This window comes from Gilliamella apis (genome assembly GCF_030758615.1).
In the GTDB taxonomy this organism is placed as follows: Bacteria; Pseudomonadota; Gammaproteobacteria; order Enterobacterales; family Orbaceae; genus Gilliamella; species Gilliamella apis_A.
Genome location: NZ_CP132381.1, coordinates 1,144,210 through 1,163,508, shown reverse-complemented (window position 1 = coordinate 1,163,508; position 19,299 = coordinate 1,144,210). Strand labels below are relative to the sequence as shown.

15 protein-coding genes and 1 riboswitch are annotated in these 19,299 nt (G+C 33.8%); of the genes, 4 read left to right on the top strand and 11 right to left on the bottom strand.

Features of this window, described 5'->3' with window-relative positions:
* Nucleotides 1-4: 4 nt before the first annotated feature.
* Genes RAM17_RS05350 through RAM17_RS05340 form a run of 3 tightly spaced genes read right to left on the bottom strand, consistent with a single transcriptional unit; the run spans nt 5 to nt 3,490 of the window.
* Complete coding sequence (locus RAM17_RS05350) at nt 5-1,408, bottom strand: sodium:solute symporter family protein (RefSeq protein WP_110448214.1); 1,404 nt, start codon at nt 1,406-1,408, stop codon at nt 5-7.
* A 40-nt stretch (nt 1,409-1,448) separates the two neighbouring features.
* Nucleotides 1,449-2,327: a dihydrodipicolinate synthase family protein gene (locus RAM17_RS05345; RefSeq protein WP_110448215.1), complete on the bottom strand. Its 879-nt coding sequence runs from the start codon at nt 2,325-2,327 to the stop codon at nt 1,449-1,451.
* A gap of 26 nt (nt 2,328-2,353) precedes the next feature.
* Entirely contained in the window at nt 2,354-3,490 is a 1,137-nt protein-coding gene (locus tag RAM17_RS05340; RefSeq protein WP_110448216.1) for an iron-containing alcohol dehydrogenase, read from the bottom strand.
* A 227-nt stretch (nt 3,491-3,717) separates the two neighbouring features.
* Here RAM17_RS05340 and dtnK point away from each other — a divergent pair, with 227 nt between their 5' ends.
* The 3 genes from dtnK to RAM17_RS05325 are packed head-to-tail and all read left to right on the top strand — an operon-like array spanning nt 3,718 to nt 6,780.
* Nucleotides 3,718-4,980, top strand: a complete 1,263-nt coding sequence (gene dtnK / locus RAM17_RS05335) for a D-threonate kinase (RefSeq protein WP_110448217.1) — start codon at nt 3,718-3,720, stop codon at nt 4,978-4,980.
* Between the two features lie 12 nt (nt 4,981-4,992).
* Nucleotides 4,993-5,973 carry a 4-hydroxythreonine-4-phosphate dehydrogenase PdxA gene (pdxA, locus tag RAM17_RS05330; protein WP_110448218.1) on the top strand — a complete coding sequence of 327 codons (981 nt, stop codon included), beginning with the start codon at nt 4,993-4,995 and terminating at the stop codon, nt 5,971-5,973.
* A gap of 45 nt (nt 5,974-6,018) precedes the next feature.
* Complete coding sequence (locus RAM17_RS05325; RefSeq protein WP_110448219.1) at nt 6,019-6,780, top strand: DeoR/GlpR family DNA-binding transcription regulator; 762 nt, start codon at nt 6,019-6,021, stop codon at nt 6,778-6,780.
* A gap of 68 nt (nt 6,781-6,848) precedes the next feature.
* Here RAM17_RS05325 and ndk read toward each other — a convergent pair whose 3' ends face one another.
* The 8 genes from ndk to coaA all read right to left on the bottom strand — a co-directional run bounded on the left by ndk (nt 6,849) and on the right by coaA (nt 18,553).
* Complete coding sequence (gene ndk / locus RAM17_RS05320; RefSeq protein WP_110448220.1) at nt 6,849-7,271, bottom strand: nucleoside-diphosphate kinase; 423 nt, start codon at nt 7,269-7,271, stop codon at nt 6,849-6,851.
* Nucleotides 7,272-7,286: 15 nt separating this feature from the next.
* On the bottom strand, nt 7,287-9,584 hold the full coding sequence (pbpC, locus tag RAM17_RS05315; RefSeq protein WP_110448221.1) for a penicillin-binding protein 1C: 2,298 nt from the start codon (nt 9,582-9,584) through the stop codon (nt 7,287-7,289).
* Nucleotides 9,585-9,682: 98 nt separating this feature from the next.
* A complete protein-coding gene (locus RAM17_RS05310; protein ID WP_146208340.1) occupies nt 9,683-14,815 on the bottom strand; it encodes an alpha-2-macroglobulin family protein in 5,133 nt (1,710 codons plus the stop codon).
* Between the two features lie 257 nt (nt 14,816-15,072).
* Complete coding sequence (locus tag RAM17_RS05305; protein WP_110448223.1) at nt 15,073-15,744, bottom strand: 7-cyano-7-deazaguanine/7-aminomethyl-7-deazaguanine transporter; 672 nt, start codon at nt 15,742-15,744, stop codon at nt 15,073-15,075.
* 44 nt (nt 15,745-15,788) lie between these two features.
* Nucleotides 15,789-16,445: a 7-cyano-7-deazaguanine synthase QueC gene (queC, locus tag RAM17_RS05300; RefSeq protein ID WP_110448224.1), complete on the bottom strand. Its 657-nt coding sequence runs from the start codon at nt 16,443-16,445 to the stop codon at nt 15,789-15,791.
* 23 nt (nt 16,446-16,468) lie between these two features.
* Complete coding sequence (gene queF / locus RAM17_RS05295; RefSeq protein WP_086363504.1) at nt 16,469-16,942, bottom strand: preQ(1) synthase; 474 nt, start codon at nt 16,940-16,942, stop codon at nt 16,469-16,471.
* 2 nt (nt 16,943-16,944) lie between these two features.
* A riboswitch (PreQ1 riboswitch) is annotated at nt 16,945-16,989 on the bottom strand.
* A 155-nt stretch (nt 16,990-17,144) separates the two neighbouring features.
* Nucleotides 17,145-17,600 (bottom strand): DUF1090 domain-containing protein, encoded by a 456-nt coding sequence (locus RAM17_RS05290; protein WP_110448225.1) that lies wholly within the window; start codon nt 17,598-17,600, stop codon nt 17,145-17,147.
* Nucleotides 17,601-17,617: 17 nt separating this feature from the next.
* Nucleotides 17,618-18,553 (bottom strand): type I pantothenate kinase, encoded by a 936-nt coding sequence (gene coaA, locus RAM17_RS05285; protein WP_086357041.1) that lies wholly within the window; start codon nt 18,551-18,553, stop codon nt 17,618-17,620.
* 166 nt (nt 18,554-18,719) lie between these two features.
* Here coaA and yihI point away from each other — a divergent pair, with 166 nt between their 5' ends.
* Nucleotides 18,720-19,220 (top strand): Der GTPase-activating protein YihI, encoded by a 501-nt coding sequence (yihI, locus tag RAM17_RS05280; RefSeq protein ID WP_110448226.1) that lies wholly within the window; start codon nt 18,720-18,722, stop codon nt 19,218-19,220.
* Nucleotides 19,221-19,299: the final 79 nt, after the last annotated feature.

Genomic DNA, 19,299 nt, shown 5'->3' with positions numbered 1-19,299 from the left:
CTCCTTATAAAGAATCCGCTTTTGTTTTTTCTTTTACAAAAGGACTGATGAATAATTTGTCTAACAACATAATGATGGCTGGAGAAAGTAACGCAACATACATATTGTTAATTCCTAATGGATCACCACAATAGAACCAAGTAGAGGTGATAACAGCGGCACCAATTAATGCCATATTAGCAGCTCGAGTACTGTTTAAGAATGGTAAATAGAACGCTATCATTGCAACTATAGTTATAGACAACCTAATTGCTCGAGTAAAGAAAGAAAGCTTTAAGACCTCAGGAAAGGCTAAAACTAACAAGAGCGGAGCAAATCCAACAATAACTGAGATGACTTTTGTCGCTTTAAATTCTTTTTCTTGCGTTGGTTTAAAGTATGGAACATAAAAATCTTTAACGATTAATGATGCAATCGCTAGAGCAACAGTACTCACACTGATAAAAATAGAAGCAACTAATGAGGTAGTAATAATCCCAGCCATAAAAGGATTCATATCTTGAATAAATACTGGTAACGCATACAAGCTTTTAATATCTGGATGAAGAAATTTCGCACATACCCCAATAACCGCAATCGCAATCGCAATAGGTAAGCAGAAAAAGAAGGCATACCAGCAAGCACGTTTAGCCGATTTAGCATCTTTTGTTGATGAAATTGCTTGAATAACAAACTGCGTACAAAATATTGAACCAATTGTTCCGATTAGCCATGCAAAAATAGTACCTGCACCAATTGAACCATCCCATGTCCAATAATGAGGTGGCATTTGTTCGATCATTGGAGCAAAACCATCGGTAAGGTATAAAGCCGTTCCTAAGATAAATAACACCCCAAAATATTTCACACCACTATGAACGATTGTTACATATGCAACACCTTTCAAACCGCCAAAGGCAAAATAAAAGGTACTGACTACTGCAGTAATAAATGCTGCCACAGGCAATGAAATTTGTAACACAGTTGAAATTGCAGCCGCTCCACTAATATAGTTACCAACATTAACAAGTATTAATGCATAAATCATGATAATCGATATCAAATTCTTAGTAGAATTACCATATTTTTGAGCAATTGCAGCTGAAATAGTAATTTCACCAGTATTATAGATTTTTTTTACTAACAATAATCCAAAAAGTGGGAAACCAATAGCAGCACCAATTACAGACCATGATGCAGCAATCCCATTATCAAACGCTGATTGTGCTGTGCCAATTGTTGATTTTGCACCAATATACTCAGTCATTAGTAATATCCCAACAACTATCGCCGGTACAGCTCGAGAACCTTCCATGAAATCACTATTATTTTTACTTCTTAAAAAATAAGTCATCCATGAGGTAGCTAATATATAAAGGACAACAATACTAACAATTATTATTGTGTCCATTGTTCCAAAGTAATGCATATATCACCTTTATTTCTTATAATTACATGTTAAATATTTGTTATAAATGATTCACAATGGTTTTAATGGTTGCAATGTGATCATCTGAAAACTGGATTGGATAACGACTTACACCAACTTCTTCTCCCATTAGTGTTAACGCTTTTTTCACTGCTGCCGGAGAGAATACAGTTGCATATAAATTTTTCCTTAAATCACCTACAGCATCCTGAGCTGCTTTAGATTTATCAAGGTCACCTGCTTTAAAGTTTTTCCAGATAGCATTGATATAACCCGGTGCAACATTAGCAAGCCCAGAAATCGAACCAACTGCACCACCAACAAATCCTTGATATATCAATGAATCAGGACCGGTTAATACATCAAAGTTATCTAAGCTTTTTGCTACATCAAGAAAGGCTTGCAAACTTTCGGCACTTCCTGCACTGTCCTTGATACCAGCAATATTAGGATGTTCGGCAAGTTTGGCGGCTGTTTCTGGTAAAATGGTGTTACCTGTTCTGGCTGGAATGTTATATAGATAAACAGGAACGGTTAGTGCATCTGCAATTGTTGAATAATGATAGATGAGTTCTTCTTGTTTTAATGGAATAAAATATGGCGCTATTACTGATACAGCATCTACGCCTAATTTTTCGATTTGCTTACCTAATTTTATGGTTTCTCGGGTTGAAATTTCACCGATGTGAGACATTACAGGAGAACGTCCAGATACTTCATCGACGCAAACCTCAGTAACTTTGATCTTTTCTTGCTGGGTTAAAACAAAAAATTCACCATTGGTACCATTACAAAAAACACTATTACCATGATTTAATTGGCGTTGAACCTGTTTACGCATTCTTTTTGGACAAAAATCCCCATTTTCATCAAACGTTGTGACAATGGCGGTTAAAATTCCTTCTATTTTTTTGCTCATAATTTTTACTCCAAGAGTAGGATTGTCTATAAAAGTGATTGATAAATAGCTAAAACATCTTGTTTGGTAACTTGTTTAGGAACGTTATTCATTAAACGTTTCACTTCTAAAGCTGAATCAACAAGATAGGGTAAATCTTGTGGCGAGATATTAAGTTCTTGTAACTTTGTAGGTAGTGCTAAACGACCGACTAAATCTTTAAAGTAACTGACTAATGCATGCGATTTTTCTTCATTAGTTAAATTTAGGTTTGCATCTGGCAATAAGTCATAAGCTTGTGCAAATTTTTCAACCACCGCGTCACGAACAAACTCCATACAAGGAACTAGTAGAATGGCATTTGCCACACCATGAGGAATATGGTATTTACCACCTAGAGGATATGACATAGCGTGAACTAGATGTGTACCTGAATGGGCAATCGCAGCACCACCATAATATGAAGCCCAAAGCATATTCAGTTTTGCTTCTAAATCAGTTTTATCATTTACTGATCTCTCAAGAAACTTAAATAATTTATCCATACCTATTAAGGCATAATTATCACCAACCGGATTGGCTATACTGGCTGTAAAGCATTCAATTAAATGACACAAAGCATCAATACCTGTAGAGGCCGCAATATGATTTGGCATAGAAATAGTTAATTCTGGAATCAAACACACATAATCAGGCAACATAACTGGTGAAATGATGCCTTGTTTGGTAGATTTTTCAGGAATAGCCAAAATAGCATTTGGAGTTGCTTCGGAACCTGTTCCCGCCGTAGTAGGGATAAGAATGGAAGTACATCGTTTAGAAGGTTTCACACCTGCCAATAATTGTTCAAGAGTCAATTGATTCTCTTTAGCACATAACACTGAAATTAATTTAGCAACATCAAGAACACTACCTCCACCGACACCAACAACTAGATCAGCATTAGCTATTTTCATTCGATTTAATAAATTTATGACATCATGATGACTAGGCTCTGGTGGAATATCATCAATGAGAGTGAAATGATGAACCGTATCTACAAGTGTTTTTATCAATTTAGTTACAACTGGTAAATTAATAATATTTTTATCAGTCATAAATATGACATGACGATGTTGTTTGAATAGAAAATTAAGATCATTTAATACACCTTGTCCACTTAAGACAGTACTGTTAATGTGCATAGTTAGCTCCAATCGATTGCAATTTAAATGAGTATTAAAAATCATATTGATTTAATTTAATCATTTAATGTTATTTTAAGTTAGATAATTGATCAATTTTAATATTACAAAACTATGATCCAGATCACATTATGATTAAAATGATTTATTTTAATCATTTTTATTGTTTTTTTGATTAAATAATCGGTATAATCCTAAAAATAGTTTTTTTTGAGTAAGATTAGTCAATGGTAAGGTTAATAATTGCAGACGATTTCACTGGTTCTAATGACGCTGGTGTACAATTTGTTAAGAAAGGATTCACTGTTGATGTTGTTTTTGATTGGCGATCTATACAGCCTTTAAAAACTCATATTAATGATAAAAAAGTTATGGTTGTTAATACTGAAAGTAGAGCAATCGAATATCATGAAGCCCAAAATAGAATTAAGCAAGTTGTTTTAAATAACCGACATTTACAACCTATTTATAAAAAAATTGATTCAACTCTGCGTGGTAATATAGGTGGGGAAATAGAAACATTACTGGCAACAACTCAAATTAAATTTGCTTTAGTTATACCAGCTTTTCCTAATATGAATCGTATTACTAAAAATGGTAAATGCTATGTTAATGGTATTGAACTAATCAACACCGAATTTGCCACTGATCCTAAAACACCTATTTGTTCATCCCATATAAAAACAATTATAAAACAGCAAACAGATTATCCATGTGAAGAAATCAATATAGATAAAGTAAGAACTCATCAAATAGCAAAATGTATTGAAAACTTTGCAACTCAAGGAACTAAGATCATCATAATCGATGCTGAAACAAATCATGATTTAAAAACGATTATAGAACAAACTCAAGGATTACTAGATAAAGTTTTACTAGTAGGCTCGGCTGGATTAGTTGAATTCCTTTCGCCATCAATGACAGAAAAAAAACCAAAATCAGAAAGACTAAGTAAAAAACCAATGTTAGTCATGGCAGGATCAATGAGCGAAATTACTCAACAACAGATAAATTATACCATTCAACATGATAATAACTGGAATGTAATAGATCTAAAAATATCAGATTTATTACCAGAACTATCAGCAACTACGTTAATAACATATAAAAATAAAATTCAAAAAATACTTGATAATAATCAACATTGTATTGTCAGAACCAGTACCAATAAGCAAGAACGAGAAAAAATCGATTTGTATTGCCAACAATATCAATTATCAAGAACCGAACTAGGTGAAAAAATCTGTAGTGGTTTAGGATTATTAGTTAAAAACATAAAGTTTAATAATTTATTTTTAACTGGTGGGGATGTAGCTATTTCCATTGCTAAATCTTTAGGTGCGATAGGTTTTACAATCGAGGGACAAGTTTGTGAAGGAGTCCCTTACGGTAGATTATTAAGCCATGAAATTTTAGATTATAAAATATTTACTAAAGCCGGTGGATTTGGAACAAAAGATATTTTTTTAAAAGCATTAAGATTTATTTAAAGGAGATAAATTGTGTCAAAAATCATAGCGATAACTATGGGAGATCCGGCTGGAATCGGACCGGAAATTATTGTCAAAGCACTACAATCAGATATTGTAAAAAATATACATTCGATTGTAATTGGTTCGGCTGATTTATTAAAAAAACAATTAAAAATGGGATTATTTAGCGATGTTAATTTTAATGTTATTAATAGCGTGAACGAGGCTGATTTCTCAAAAAATGTGATTAATATAATTGATATAAAATTGGAAGATATCGATTCATTACAACCTGGAAAAATTCAACCACAAGCTGGTGATCTAGCTTATCGATGTGTAAAAAAAGCAACTGAATTAGCACTTGCAGGCGAAGTTAAAGCTATTGCAACAGCACCGCTAAACAAAGAGGCACTACACTCAGCAGGACACATGTATCCAGGACATACTGAGTTGTTAGCGAAGCTCACTAATAGTAAAGATGTCGCTATGGTACTTTATACTGATTCACTAAAAGTGATTCATGTTACCACTCACGTTTCATTAAGAAACTTTTTGGATAAATTAAGTAGTGATAGAATTGAAAAAGTTATTAAAATTGCTGATGATTTTCTTAAAAAAGTAGGAATTTCTGCGCCCAAAATTGCTGTAGCTGGCGTTAACCCTCACGCAGGAGAACATGGGCTGTTTGGTGATGAAGAAATAAAATTTGTTACACCAGCTATTGAAAAAATGCAACTTTGTGGCATTGATGCCATTGGTCCATGTGCACCCGATACAGTATTTTTACAAGCCCATCAAGGTAAATTTGATATGGTTGTTGCAATGTACCACGATCAAGGTCATATTCCCCTTAAATTATTAGGTTTTTATGATGGGGTAAATATCGCAGCCGGACTACCATTTATTAGAACATCAGCCGATCATGGCACAGCATTTGATATTGCATGGCAAGGTATTGCAAAAGCCGATAGTATGATAGAATCAATCCGATTAGCGGAACTGTTATCTTAGTTAACAATATTAATAAACTTAGAAAAATAGAAAGGGGAATTTTCAGTGGGAAAATACAATCGACTCGATCAAATCATGGATTATCTTAAGATTCATAACTTAGTCACAGTCGAAGAGTTAGTTATAGCTACTGAAGCCTCTCCTGCTACTATTCGCCGCGATTTAATTAAATTAGATCAACAAGGCGTAATCAGTCGGACACATGGCGGCGTTACTTTAAATCGTTTTATTCCTAGCCAACCAACTACATCTGAAAAAATTCATAAAAATTTTAGTGAAAAACAGCTTATTGCAGATGTTGCAGCCGATCTTATTAAAGCTGGCGACTCAATAGCGCTTGATGCAGGGACAACAACTTTGGAAATAGCTAAAAGAATTACCCAAATGCCTGTCAGAGTCATTACATCAGATTTGCATATTGCACTTTTTTTATCTGAGTTTAAACAGATTGAAGTAACCATCATTGGCGGTAAAATTGATGATAGTAGCCAATCATGCATTGGTGAACATGGACGTTCATTACTTCTACAAATTAATCCCGATATTGCGTTTGTAAGTTGTAATTCCTGGAGTTTAAGTAAAGGGGTAACCGCACCAACAGAAGACAAAGCATTAATTAAAGCAGGATTTGCTCAAAAGGCTGATAAAGTAGTGCTTGTTGCGGATAGCAGTAAATACAATTCTTATTCTTTATTTACTTCCATACCACTTAATCGTTTTACCGATATTATCACCGATAACCATTTAGATATCGAAACAGTACAACATCTTCAAAGCCAACCATTTAAGTTACATATTGCCAGTTAATATAAGTCACAGATAAATTTGAAAAATCATAAAATTTATTTATCTGTGATATTTGCTTTATTCAGCAATTATCCAACTATTTCACTATCTACAAAAAAGTAGGCAATCTCTCTTTCCGCTGATGAAATAGAGTCTGAACCATGTACGGCATTTTCAGTAGTGTTATCGGCAAAATCAGCTCTCAACGTTCCTTGTTCGGCTTTACTTAAATCCGTAACACCCATCAATTGGCGATATTGGTTAATAGCATCTTCACCTTCCAGCACTTGCACAACTATTGGCCCTGAAATCATAAAATTAACTAATTTATCAAAAAAAAGTTTATCTTGATGTTCAGCATAAAAGCCTTCAGCTTGAGACTTTGTCAACTTGATCATTTTCATAGCAATGATTTTGAGTTTTGCTTTTGATATTCGAGTTTCAATCTCACCTATAACTTGTTTTTTAACAGCATTGGGTTTAATGATTGATAAAGTGCGTTGTATAGCCATGCGAGAGTTCCTTTATTAATCTGATATAAAAGTTAATCGAACAATTTGACCGCTTTCATCTAATAATAATAAACGATGTTTCCCTTTTTTGGTCACTGTTAAAGCTATTTTTTCATTATTTTGAGAATTAGCCACTAATTCGCCATCTAAAAACCACCATTTCTCTCCATAACCACCTTCCGGAGTAAGATCAACAGTCACTTGATAAACGCCCGGCAATGCTCTAATTAATTGTTTATCACGTAGCCCAACAATATTAAGTGAAGTAAAAATATCTTTACCCATTATAGGACACGTTTTATCGATAGGCGGTAATATCGATTGTCTTCGTTCTTTAGTTAATAACCAGTTTTCTAACGAAACAGGCCATAATGCTACCTGTTTTTTTTGCGCGCCTAAACAATCAGCTGCGACACGTTCCCCTCGCGCATTAACCCAAATATTTATCCAACCAGAACGGTAAATATTGTTTTTCAATTCGCTATAAGTACTTAATGTTGGTGGTACCATTTTATCCAATATCCATGCTGTTTTTTGTCGATGACAATTCGCATCTGATTCAGGAAGGGGTTGTCCTAATGGCCAACAAATTTTCATAGAAGAGACTGATTCTGGTTTTTTATTAGAAGTAATAAGTCGATTTAAACGATTTTCTCTATTTAAAAGTATCGAATTAACTTGTTGCAAAATTGGCATTGCAGATATTGAACCATATTGTCCAGCAACAGGTGTACCGTCCGGTCGCCCAACCCAAACACCAATTAAGTATCTTGAATTAACTCCAACCGCCCAAGCATCCCGATAGCCATAACTGGTACCCGTTTTATAAGCTAACAGATTACTATTAATTAGCATTTGCCTTGTTATCCAAGCACTACCATCAGAAATAAGTGGTTTATTTATTAATGGTTCCTTTTTAGTGAAACGTAACGGACTCACCTCACCATGCCTAGCAAATGCACTATAAGCACTAACAAGATTATCCATTCTTAATGAAGCGCCGCCTAATATATAAGAAATGTTCGGTTCATTAGCTATAGAAGATAAAGGCAAACCAATACCTGCCAGTTTGGCGCTGAAGCGCTTTGGACCATATAATTCGATTAATTGAACTGCGGGTAAGTTCAGTGATTTACTTAGTGCCTCTGATGCACTAACTGGACCATAAAAACCTTCATCGAAATTAGTGGGTCGATAATCTGAGGTAATACGAGGAACATCTTGCAGTAAAGATTCAGAATGAATCATACCATCATCAATAGCAAAAGCATAAATAAACGGTTTTAATGTAGAACCCGGAGAACGTAATGCCCTAATCATATCAATCTGGCCAAAACGTTCTTTATCATTAAAATCAGCCGAACCTACATAGCCTTTTACAGTCATATCAGTATGATCAACAACTAAAATAGCCAATGATGATTTAGGTGGTAATTGATTTTTACGATTAACAGCTAAATCTTCTAAATTATATTGGAGAGACACATCAATGGTTGAATGAATAATATCCTCATTAGGATATTGTTGTTTTAAGCGATAAGCTAATAATGGAGCCAACTGAGGGGCCTTTCGTGGATAAACCCAAACCTCATCACGGCGTACTTGTTCAATCAAGTCATTTGACCACACTTGATATTCAGCTAATCTATCTAGAACTTTGTCACGAGCTTGCTTAGCTCTTTCAGGAAACCTATCTGGTCGTAACCTACTAGGCGCTTGCGGTAACACAGCTAATAAAACTGCCTCACTACGGGTTAATGCTTTGGGCTGTTTACCAAAATAAGACCAGCTTGCAGCACCTATACCTTCAATTGTGCCACCATAAGGTGCGTGATTAATATATAAAGTGAGTATTTCTTTTTTGCTATAATGCAATTCTAGTTGAAAAGTGCGAAAGATCTGTTTTAACTTGCCAAACAATGTTCGATCATGAGGATATAATAACCGAGCCACTTGCATTGAAATGGTACTACCTCCAGACACAATTCTATCATTAGATATATTTTGCCAAGCAGCACGCAGTAAAGAAATGGGATTAATACCGATATGATCGTAAAAATAACGATCCTCATAATTTAATAAAACGTCAAGATAATAATCTGGGACTTCATCAAGGCTCACCGAATAACGCCAAATACCATTTTTATCGGCAAATCGCCATAATGGAGTTTCATCGTCGGCAACGACAGTTTGCGTAGTTTTATTTTGTGAAACAGATAATGGAAAAAGATAATCAGCAACAAAAAAGCCACCAACAAATAAAACTAGTAATACCAACAAAAATTTAAATAGTTTACAAAAGAACTTTTTCATTATCGTTATTATATTACCCAGCTAAATTTATTCGAAAATAAAAAATTCCGCCAACTATATTGGCGGAATAATCATTTTGATTAAATGTTACAGTGAAATTACTTATCACCTTCTTCACTATTATCTTTTTTGCTAGGACTAGATATTTTCATCAAATCAAGTGATTGTCCTATAGCAAATCGCTCTGGTCGATACATTGACTCAACATAAGGATAAGGAATCATGTAATCACCAGTAGTCACTGCTCTTACTAAATAAGCAACGCGTTTACGATATTTATTTTCATTGATATAGGTATTGATATTCACCGCAGCAACATATCTATCATCTCTAAATTCCTGATATTTAATCTCATTAATATCATCACTTTTTAATAAATCAGCAACCCATGGAATTGTTGATAAATGTACACTGCTATTGGTAAGATTTTGATTTTCAAGCTCCAAACCTGCAGGTAAGAAATCAACAATCAAAGCATCATGAACAGCTTTTTTGGCTGTTACATCCAAAACGACAACCATCATGGAACCTACTTCTATATCCGATGGTATTATTTCTTTACCATGTAAATCATAATAGGTTCGATTAATAGTTAAGAAACCATCTTGCGATGTTGGTGCAGGAGGCGTTTTTGCATAACCTGTAACTGAAAATTTAATATAAAGTGGCTGATCATGAGCGGAGTTATTAATAGACAATCCTTGTGCTAATCCCTCAAAATCATAGGAGTGTGAAACAATTGAATCAACATCATCAATTTTGCCATTTATTGACACTTTGAATTTATTACCATTTTTATGTTGATCTAATGTCCAACCAGCAATAAATAACGCATTTAATTCCTGAGTTGAGAAATAACGTTGATCATTTAATAATTCTGACAAACTATATAGATAACTTGCCTGATTATTCTTAGCCATATTATTTTCTATCAATAAAGAAAGAATTAATGACTGATCACGAACTGTACTACCATAATTGCCTAACCACCTATCATTATATGCATATGGAGTAGTAAAAACTAACGGCAGTAATTTGTCATAGGTCGACTGATAACCATTCAATTTTGCTGTTACCGCTAAATGAGCTAATGGTAACGGTGAATAGATAAATGATGTATCACTGCTCATTATTTTATCGGTTAAATAATTAATTTCATTACGCATTGCAGCAGTGATTTTCTCTTGTTTAGAAAGTATCATCAAAGCATAAGCTTTAATAGATAATTTATTAAACTCAAGCACGTTTAAATCACCGTAATAACTAAGATTATTAAATGCAGAGGCATCATAAATATATTGACCAATACGCGTCATTGCAGCATCAAGCGCTTTATCATTAACCTGATATCCACGTTCTTTAGCTTGCAATAAAAAGTCTGTCGCATAGACTGTTAGCCAATGTTCTTCTTCACTATAGTTACTCCATAAACCAAAGCTTCCATTACTACGTTGCATTGATAAGATGCGTGAAATACCTGTTTGAACTTTTTCTCGACGCTTTTCATCAGAATCAGTTTTAATGCCTAACTGCGCCAGTTGATCACTGTTAGCATATAAAGATGGGAATAACCCACTCGTAGTTTGTTCTAAACAGCCATACGGGTAAGCAAATAAACTTTTGATATATTGTGCAATATTTAAAGGAGGTTGATTAGAGACCACTAACTGCCCTTCAACAGTATTTTCGATTAAACCAGTTAAAGCTTGGTCTGATAATTGCCAACTTTCATTTGCATCTAATGCTGCGACATAAGATCTTGAAGTTGCGGCATATGCGGGTCTTATGCCAATTGTCCAAGAACGACTTATATTGAAATCAGAATTATCTTCAAGCAAAATGCCTTTTACATCTATCTTTATTGTTCCTTTACCATAACCATAGTCGGCAGCAACAGGAATCTTAATAATATCTTTCTGTTTACTATCTAGTTTTACAGCAACCGATTTTGTTTCATTTTGATAAAGCAAACCACTAGTTGATACCTCAACTTGCATGTTTTGCGTACTACCAGTCAAATTATGCAAATCTAACGCTAAAATCGCCTGATCACCACCAGATAAGAATCGAGGTGTTGTTAATTCAGCAATAACAGGAGCAGCAACTTTCATCGTTTTTTCAGCTCTACCAAAACGATTGTTATCCCAAGCTTGCGCCATTATTCGTAGTTCACCATTAAAATCAGGCAATGGTAAGTTAATGATCCCTTCGCCTTCATCATTTAACTGAATAGTTTCAAGTTGTTGTGCTACAATTAGGACTTCATTTGATGGTTTTTTACCACCAGCACCCATCGCATCACCACCAAAGCTCATACTAACATTACGCCCTGAAGCTTCAATCAATTTACCATAAACATCGTAAATATTGACATCATAGCGTTTACGCCCTAAAAATCCTGTATAAGGATCAGGAGTAACAAAATCAGTAATGTTTAATACACCGGAATCAACTGCAGAAACTAAAACAGTGACTTTTTTATCCTGTTGGATAAATTGTTTATCCATTTTGATTTTTATCGGTACAGTAGTTTCAGGTTCAACTTGTACTGGAGCATTAATTGCAACATTTAATTGTCGGTCTGCTGTATCAATTGGTAAATATAATAATCCAATCGCTCGTTTAACTGTTTGTACAGTAGCATCTGTCGATGGACGAATTATCATGGTGCTAATATAGATATCATGTCGTCCCCAATTTTCAATTGGTATATCAACATCTAAACCATTTTCATCAATAGTGATTGATTTTTTCCAAATGGTACCTTCATTGCTTTCTAAAGAGATATAACCGGAGCCAGCAACTGGTGCTTGCACATTCACTCTAGCTATATCGCCAACTTTATAAGATGGTTTATCAATAGTTAACTTAACTTGATCTGGCCGTACAGATTTTGTGCCACGAGTATTATCTTCCCAATCATAACCAGCCCAAAAACGGAAACTTGTCATAACGTTAGTTTGAGGATCAACAACTTCAACTCGATAAGAGCCATAATCTGTTGGTTGAAAACTTATTTTGGTTGTACTATTTGCATCAATAGATAGTTGATTTTCTGAAACCACATATTCACTAGAATTATAGTTTAATCGCCAACCATCCTCATCTGACCAAGTCCAATAATAACTACGACGTTCGCGAATCAACCGAGCTTTTAATGAATTTGTAGCTAACTTTTCACCTTCAAGATTGACATAAGCAATTTCAAATTCGGCATTATGGTCAATGTCAACGGTAGGTCGATCATAATATTGATCCTTATTCCAATCATAATATGGTGAATCTTCAAATAATGCTCGAATTGCAGGTAATTTATCTGCCGGCCATATGGTTTGTGTCGCATAACGTGTAACCGGTCGACCTCCTGAATCAAGTAAACTTGCTTGTAAAACCAATTTAGCAGGAGACTGTAATCCAGACCAGTTATCTTTGCTAACCTCAATTTGAGTTAAACCATCATCATCCAACTCCACTTCAAGAGGATCAAGCTCACGATATAGGCTTTCGTCTGTCACTTTTCCAATTTTGAAGTCAGCTAGGCCAGTAACTGAATCAACGCTCTTTAAATAGAGATTAGCTTCTAAACTGTTACCTGTTGCTGGTTCACCATATAAATACCAACCTTTAACATTAAAGTTAATATCTTCGTCATTAAGAATCGCACTGTTTGCTGAGCTTTTGATTTCCATTGCCATACGCTCAGGCAAAAACTCTTCAACTTTAAAGTTCCAAAAGCGATAATTATCATCGCCTAAATTAAAACGAATTGACCACTTACCAGTTGCTGCATCATCAGGAATATCAAAAGTTTGCTGATATAAACCATTTAAATCAGCATTACTTTTTAATTGGTAATTCTTAATCACTCGACCATCAGGAGAAATAATATCAGCAATGATTGGTTGATCCGGTAATGATTGCCCATCAGCATTACGTAATAATGCATTAAAATAGACAGTTTCTTCTGGACGATAAAGATCACGAGGTCCAAAAACAAACAATTGTTTTTGATAAAAAGGACTGCCTGACAAATTGAAATCAGTCAGATTAAGCGCATTACTATCAATATTTACAAATGAAGTTTGCAGGCCATCACAGGCTGTTAATACCGAATAGTCATAATCTTTATCTAGGTTAAATTCAGCATAACCATTCTGATCGGTCACTACTGAAATTGTATGGCAGTTTTTATTATTTTCATTTTTACGGCACATTAATGACAAGTTAATATTTGCTAATGGTTTACCATTATCTAAACCATGAGCCATTACGACTAGCTTAGCATTTTTATAACGATGAACTGACACACCAATATTACTAATTGAAAATAAAGTTGCTGGATTCGATTCGTTATAAATACCTGCCTCATTCATCACAGCAATATAAACACCTTCTTGATTAACTTCAGATATATTAGAAAGGTTTACTAAAATGGTTTCTTGCGCATTAGGTTTTGGATGAAGATCAAACCTTGATGAGTAAACTAAATCAGCATATCTAGTAAACTCTTTTTTGTTCCAAATTGAGAGTAAATCAATAAAACCAAAATAAGAAACAAATTCAGGTAATTTTTCTGGTTTAATTTTAAAAAAGTTAATATCAATTTTATTTACATTCAATGTTGTGACAGGTAATCCGCTCATAGATTTACTTGGTAGTAATATACCCGAACTTGCAAAACCTACTGTAGGTTGGCGGTCTTGAGTAGTAATTTCTTTTTGATAAACAGATTCTAAATGGCTATCATTGATGGCTGATAATAATTTATCAATGGTTAAAACCAGTTGCCGATCTGGTTGAAGATAACGATGTCTTAGCTCTAAACCATTATCCGATAACTCCCATGCACCATCAACATTACCTGTTTTTCTATCAACTAATCTGAGTAAATTAGAAAAATTCAATTTAGGATTTAGTGGTACAGAAAAAGTCACCACTAAAGTACTTGAACCATCGAGAATAACCTCTGAGCTATCAATGACAGTTAATTGTTTACCTTTATACTTTTCAATTAACTCTGGCGTTGGATTAAAGGCATTATGAGATTGAGATACAGCTTCACTTTCAGTTAAAGTTTCTGTTGCAACAGTATCGGTTTTGTTGTCAATGACATCTGTTGTAAACTCAGTTTTATCAACTTTCTGCGACTCTACAGTTTTATCTTCTTGATTATCACAAGCACATAGCATAAAAAATAAACTTAACACCGCTAAGTGTTTACTCAATCTCATTATTTCACCTAATCCCTTACTGTTACAATGAATGTATTGGTTGTTTTTTTAGCTATATTATGCACTTTCAGGCAAGGTTTGGCAAAACTTCTTTAATCAAATTTTTAAATTTTTTTATAATTAAATTATGAATTTTGTTGAAATTTTGAGGAACGGATTTTTTTGAGAGATAAAAATTGGCAGTTGGAATTTATTATATTGCCAATAAACCTTAACTGCCAGATAAATAATGAACCATAGGTAAACTTAAAGTCAAGTTACTGGGATTTGATAACTAATTTGTTTAAGATAAAATTTAAAATAATTCCGTATAATGGTAAAAAGAATAAACCACAGATGATTATTTTAAAGCTATAATCAATAGTGGCAATTTCACCCCAATGCGCTGCCATAAATTCGTCATTAGTTTTATAAAAAGCTATAGCAAAAAAGACAATAGTATCAATACCATTCCCTAATATTGCCGAAGCAGAAGGTGCCACCCACCATGCTCTGTTTTTTCTTAAATAATTAAATACGGTAATATCCATTAACTGTCCAACTAAATAAGCGGCAAAGCTAGCTAACGCAATCCGGAAAACAAAGCTATTAAATTCAGATAAAGCAGCCAATCCCATCCAATGAGTATCAAAAAATAACACTGAAACCCCGTAAGAAAGTAGCAAAGCAGGTATCATTACTACAAAAATTATTTTTCTGGCTAGACTAGCGCCAAAGACCCGAATAGTTAAATCCGTAGAAAGAAAGATAAATGGGAAAGTAAAAGCGCCCCAAGTAGTATGAAAACCAAAAATATCAAATGGGATTTGTACTAAATAATTGCTTGAAGCAATAACTAAAATATGAAAGAACGAAAGCCATCCAAGTGCTTTCATCTGTTCTACATGAGTAAATGGTTTAGTTTGTTCTGAATTAGTGTTCAGATACATAAGTTTTTCCTTTTTTAATGGGGTAAGCGAACCCAGTGTTACAATTAATTTGAATGACTAAGGTAATCGGTTAAACCATTATCTCGAAGAATACAGCTAGGACATTTACCACAACCACCATCAACGCCATAATAACAAGTATGGGTATATTTTCGGACATAATCCAAATAACCAAGCTTATCGGCCATTTCCCACGTTTGAGCTTTAGTAAGATACATCAATGGTGTAATGAGATTAAAGTTATAGTCCATAGCCAAATTCATCGATACATTCATTGATTTAATAAAGATATCTCGACAATCAGGATAACCACTAAAATCAGTTTCACAAACTCCGATAATAATATCGCAAATATCTTGTTGTTTGGCATAACATCCAGCTAGAAGTAAAAACAGCATATTACGACCATCAACAAATGTATTAGGATAATCAGTTTCCTTAGTGGCAGTAATTTCTTGAGAGTCATCAATTAAAGCATTATTGGTTGTCTGTTTAATCACCGACGTATCAATAACGGTTTGTTTGACACCAAGATCTTCAGCAATCCATTTAGCTTTTTCCAGTTCAATTGCATGACGTTGGCCATATTGAAAACTAATGGTTTCGACATTTTCACGACCATAATCAGCAATAGCTTGCAATAAACATGTGGTAGAATCTTGGCCACCAGAAAAGATAACAAGTGCTTTACGATTTTGCATTTTTAACTATTCCTGTAAAAAGATTAACGATTATCGATTTTTTCAGGATAAAGGTCATGATTAGCTAAGCGATTCACGGCTATTTGTTGCCAATCAGTACCTGCTTTACCATAATTAGCATAAGGATCAATAGATATTCCACCTCGGGGGGTAAATTTTCCCCACACTTCTATATATTTTGGATCCATCAATTTAATCAGATCTTTCATGATGATATTAATACAATCTTCATGATAATCACCATGATTGCGGAAGCTGAATAAGTAAAGTTTGAGTGATTTACTTTCTACCATTTTAATATTTGGCACGTACGAAATATAAATAGTAGCAAAATCAGGTTGCCCAGTTATTGGACAAAGACTGGTAAATTCGGGACAATTAAATTTTACAAAATAATCGTTGCCTGGATGTTTATTATCGAATGTTTCTAAGATTTCTGGACAATAGTCAGTAGGATAGCGAACGGATTGATCGCCTAGTAGTGTTATATTACTCATTTTTTTCCTTAGTTTTTTAGCGTGGGAGGTTCACGAACCACGTAATCAGGCGCACACCATACTCTTTTTAAATAAAAAAGTCCAGTTTAAGCAAAGTTGAGTGTATTAATAAAAAGCACCATTAATACTAGATCAATGGTGCTTATTTAGTTATAACTTAGTAAAAAAATGTGAGGAAAGCACTTTTTAAGCCGAATATAATTTATTTGCTGGTCAATTGTTTGTAATAATCAGCAAGCTTCTCTTTAGCATCAGCTAATTCTTTTTCGGCATCATTTAATTTCGCTTTTAATGCATCGATTGTATCTTGATGGGCATTAACCTTGTCTTTTGCATACTCTTTAGTTTTTTCAGCTAATTCTTTGGTTTTATCTGTAACATCTTTAGTTTTTTCAACTATTAATCTTTTATATTTTTGTTCTAAAGTTTCATCAGTACAATTGGTATTAACTTCTTGCAACGCTTTTTCAAGACCAGTCACTTCATTACTATTATTTGCTTTTTTAGCTTGTTCAATTTTTGTTTCAATTGCTTGCTTTTTAGCATCGCAATTTAATCCTTGGTTTTCGTCATTACTTGATGCATAACTATTTACCGAAAATGCAGTAACTAAAGTGATAATGCTTAACTTACTTAATAACCTTATTGCTGATTTCATATTGACTCCCCTTAAGTTTATTTTCTTAATTGAACACAATCTACTTTATGATCTTTACCTTTGGTTAAAATTAAACTTGCTCGTTCCCGTGTTGGTAGGATATTTTCAATCAAATTTAATTCATTGATATCTCGCCAAAGGCGGTTAGCAATATTCACGGCCTCTTCCTCTGGAAGCTTTGAATAATGGTTAAAGTAAGAGTTAGGATCGCTAAATGCCCCAGCTCTAAATTTTAAAAAACGATTAACATACCAATCGTGTAATAGCGGTAATTGTGCGTCGACATAGATCGAAAAATCGACATAATCAGAAACAAATACACGATTATTAGCTTGAGTATAGTTTATGCTGCCTTGTAAAACATTTAATCCTTCAAGAATTAAAATATCAGGACTATCAACAATAATATGTTCATCTTCAACAATATCGTAGACTAAATGAGAATAAACGGGCGCCTTAACTTCTGCTTGTCCTGACTTTACATCAGCAACAAAATTAAGTAATTTCTTGATATCATAGGATTGTGGAAACCCCTTTTTATTCATGATACCACGTTCTTCAAGATAACGATTAGGATATAAAAAACCATCAGTTGTCACCAATGCAACTTTCCGATGCTCTGGCCAACGAGTCAACAATGCCTGTAGGACACGGGCGGTAGTGCTTTTACCAACAGCTACACTACCTGCAATACCAATAATATAAGGTATTTTTTGACTTTTTCCTAAAAATTTTGATAACACTGCCTGACGGCTAAAACTGTTGCTTATATAATAATTGAGTAATCGAGATAAAGGCAAGTAAATTTCACTTACCTCATCCATGGATAAATCTTCATTAATACCTTGTAATGAAGTCAATTCTTCTGGCGTTAAAGTCATTGGTACCGCATTACGCAAGCTCGCCCATTCTTGTCGGGTAAATTGCATGTAAGGGCTCAAATGATTTGTCATATTTTATTCTCTATTGCTAGCTGATATAAATAATTTGGCTCAGATTATACTAAATCTATTTTTTTACAATCATAAATTGGTATTATCTCATGCTCATAGCTATATTGATGACTTACTGGTAAAATACATTTAGTCAGTTAATAATCAGATATTAAATTGAGATTGTATGTTAAAAAATAAATCAAAACAAAAACCTAAAAAAACCCGCCAAGAGATTAATGAAGAATCTCGTGAGTTAAAGCGCAAACGTAAGCATAAAGGTTTACCTAGTGGTTCACGTTTTAGTGGTCAAGATAACAATCAAAATAATAAAACAACTAAAGCAATAAAAGATCCTCGTATTGGCAGTAAAAAACCAATTTCATTGGTAGTAGATGATAATTCATCTATTAAAAAGGTAGATAAAATTACTCAGTCCAAAATGACTAAAGCTAAATTAACACCACAACAAGAATTAGAACAACTTGAAAATGATACTAAATTGGATCAATTACTAGATTTAGTAGAGCAAGGTAAAACCTTAACTGACGAGCAACAAACTTATCTTGATAATAAACTAAATCGTATAGACAAACTTATGCAACTATTAGGTTATGAAGATGAAGATTTCGAGGATGAACAAGAAGAAATAAAAGAAGATATCGTCAGTCTACTGAAACGTAATTAATTTAGTTTTAATTAAATATGTGTTAAAAACATCAATAATCTTATATACAAAATAATCACGATAAAGAGTCGTATACCAT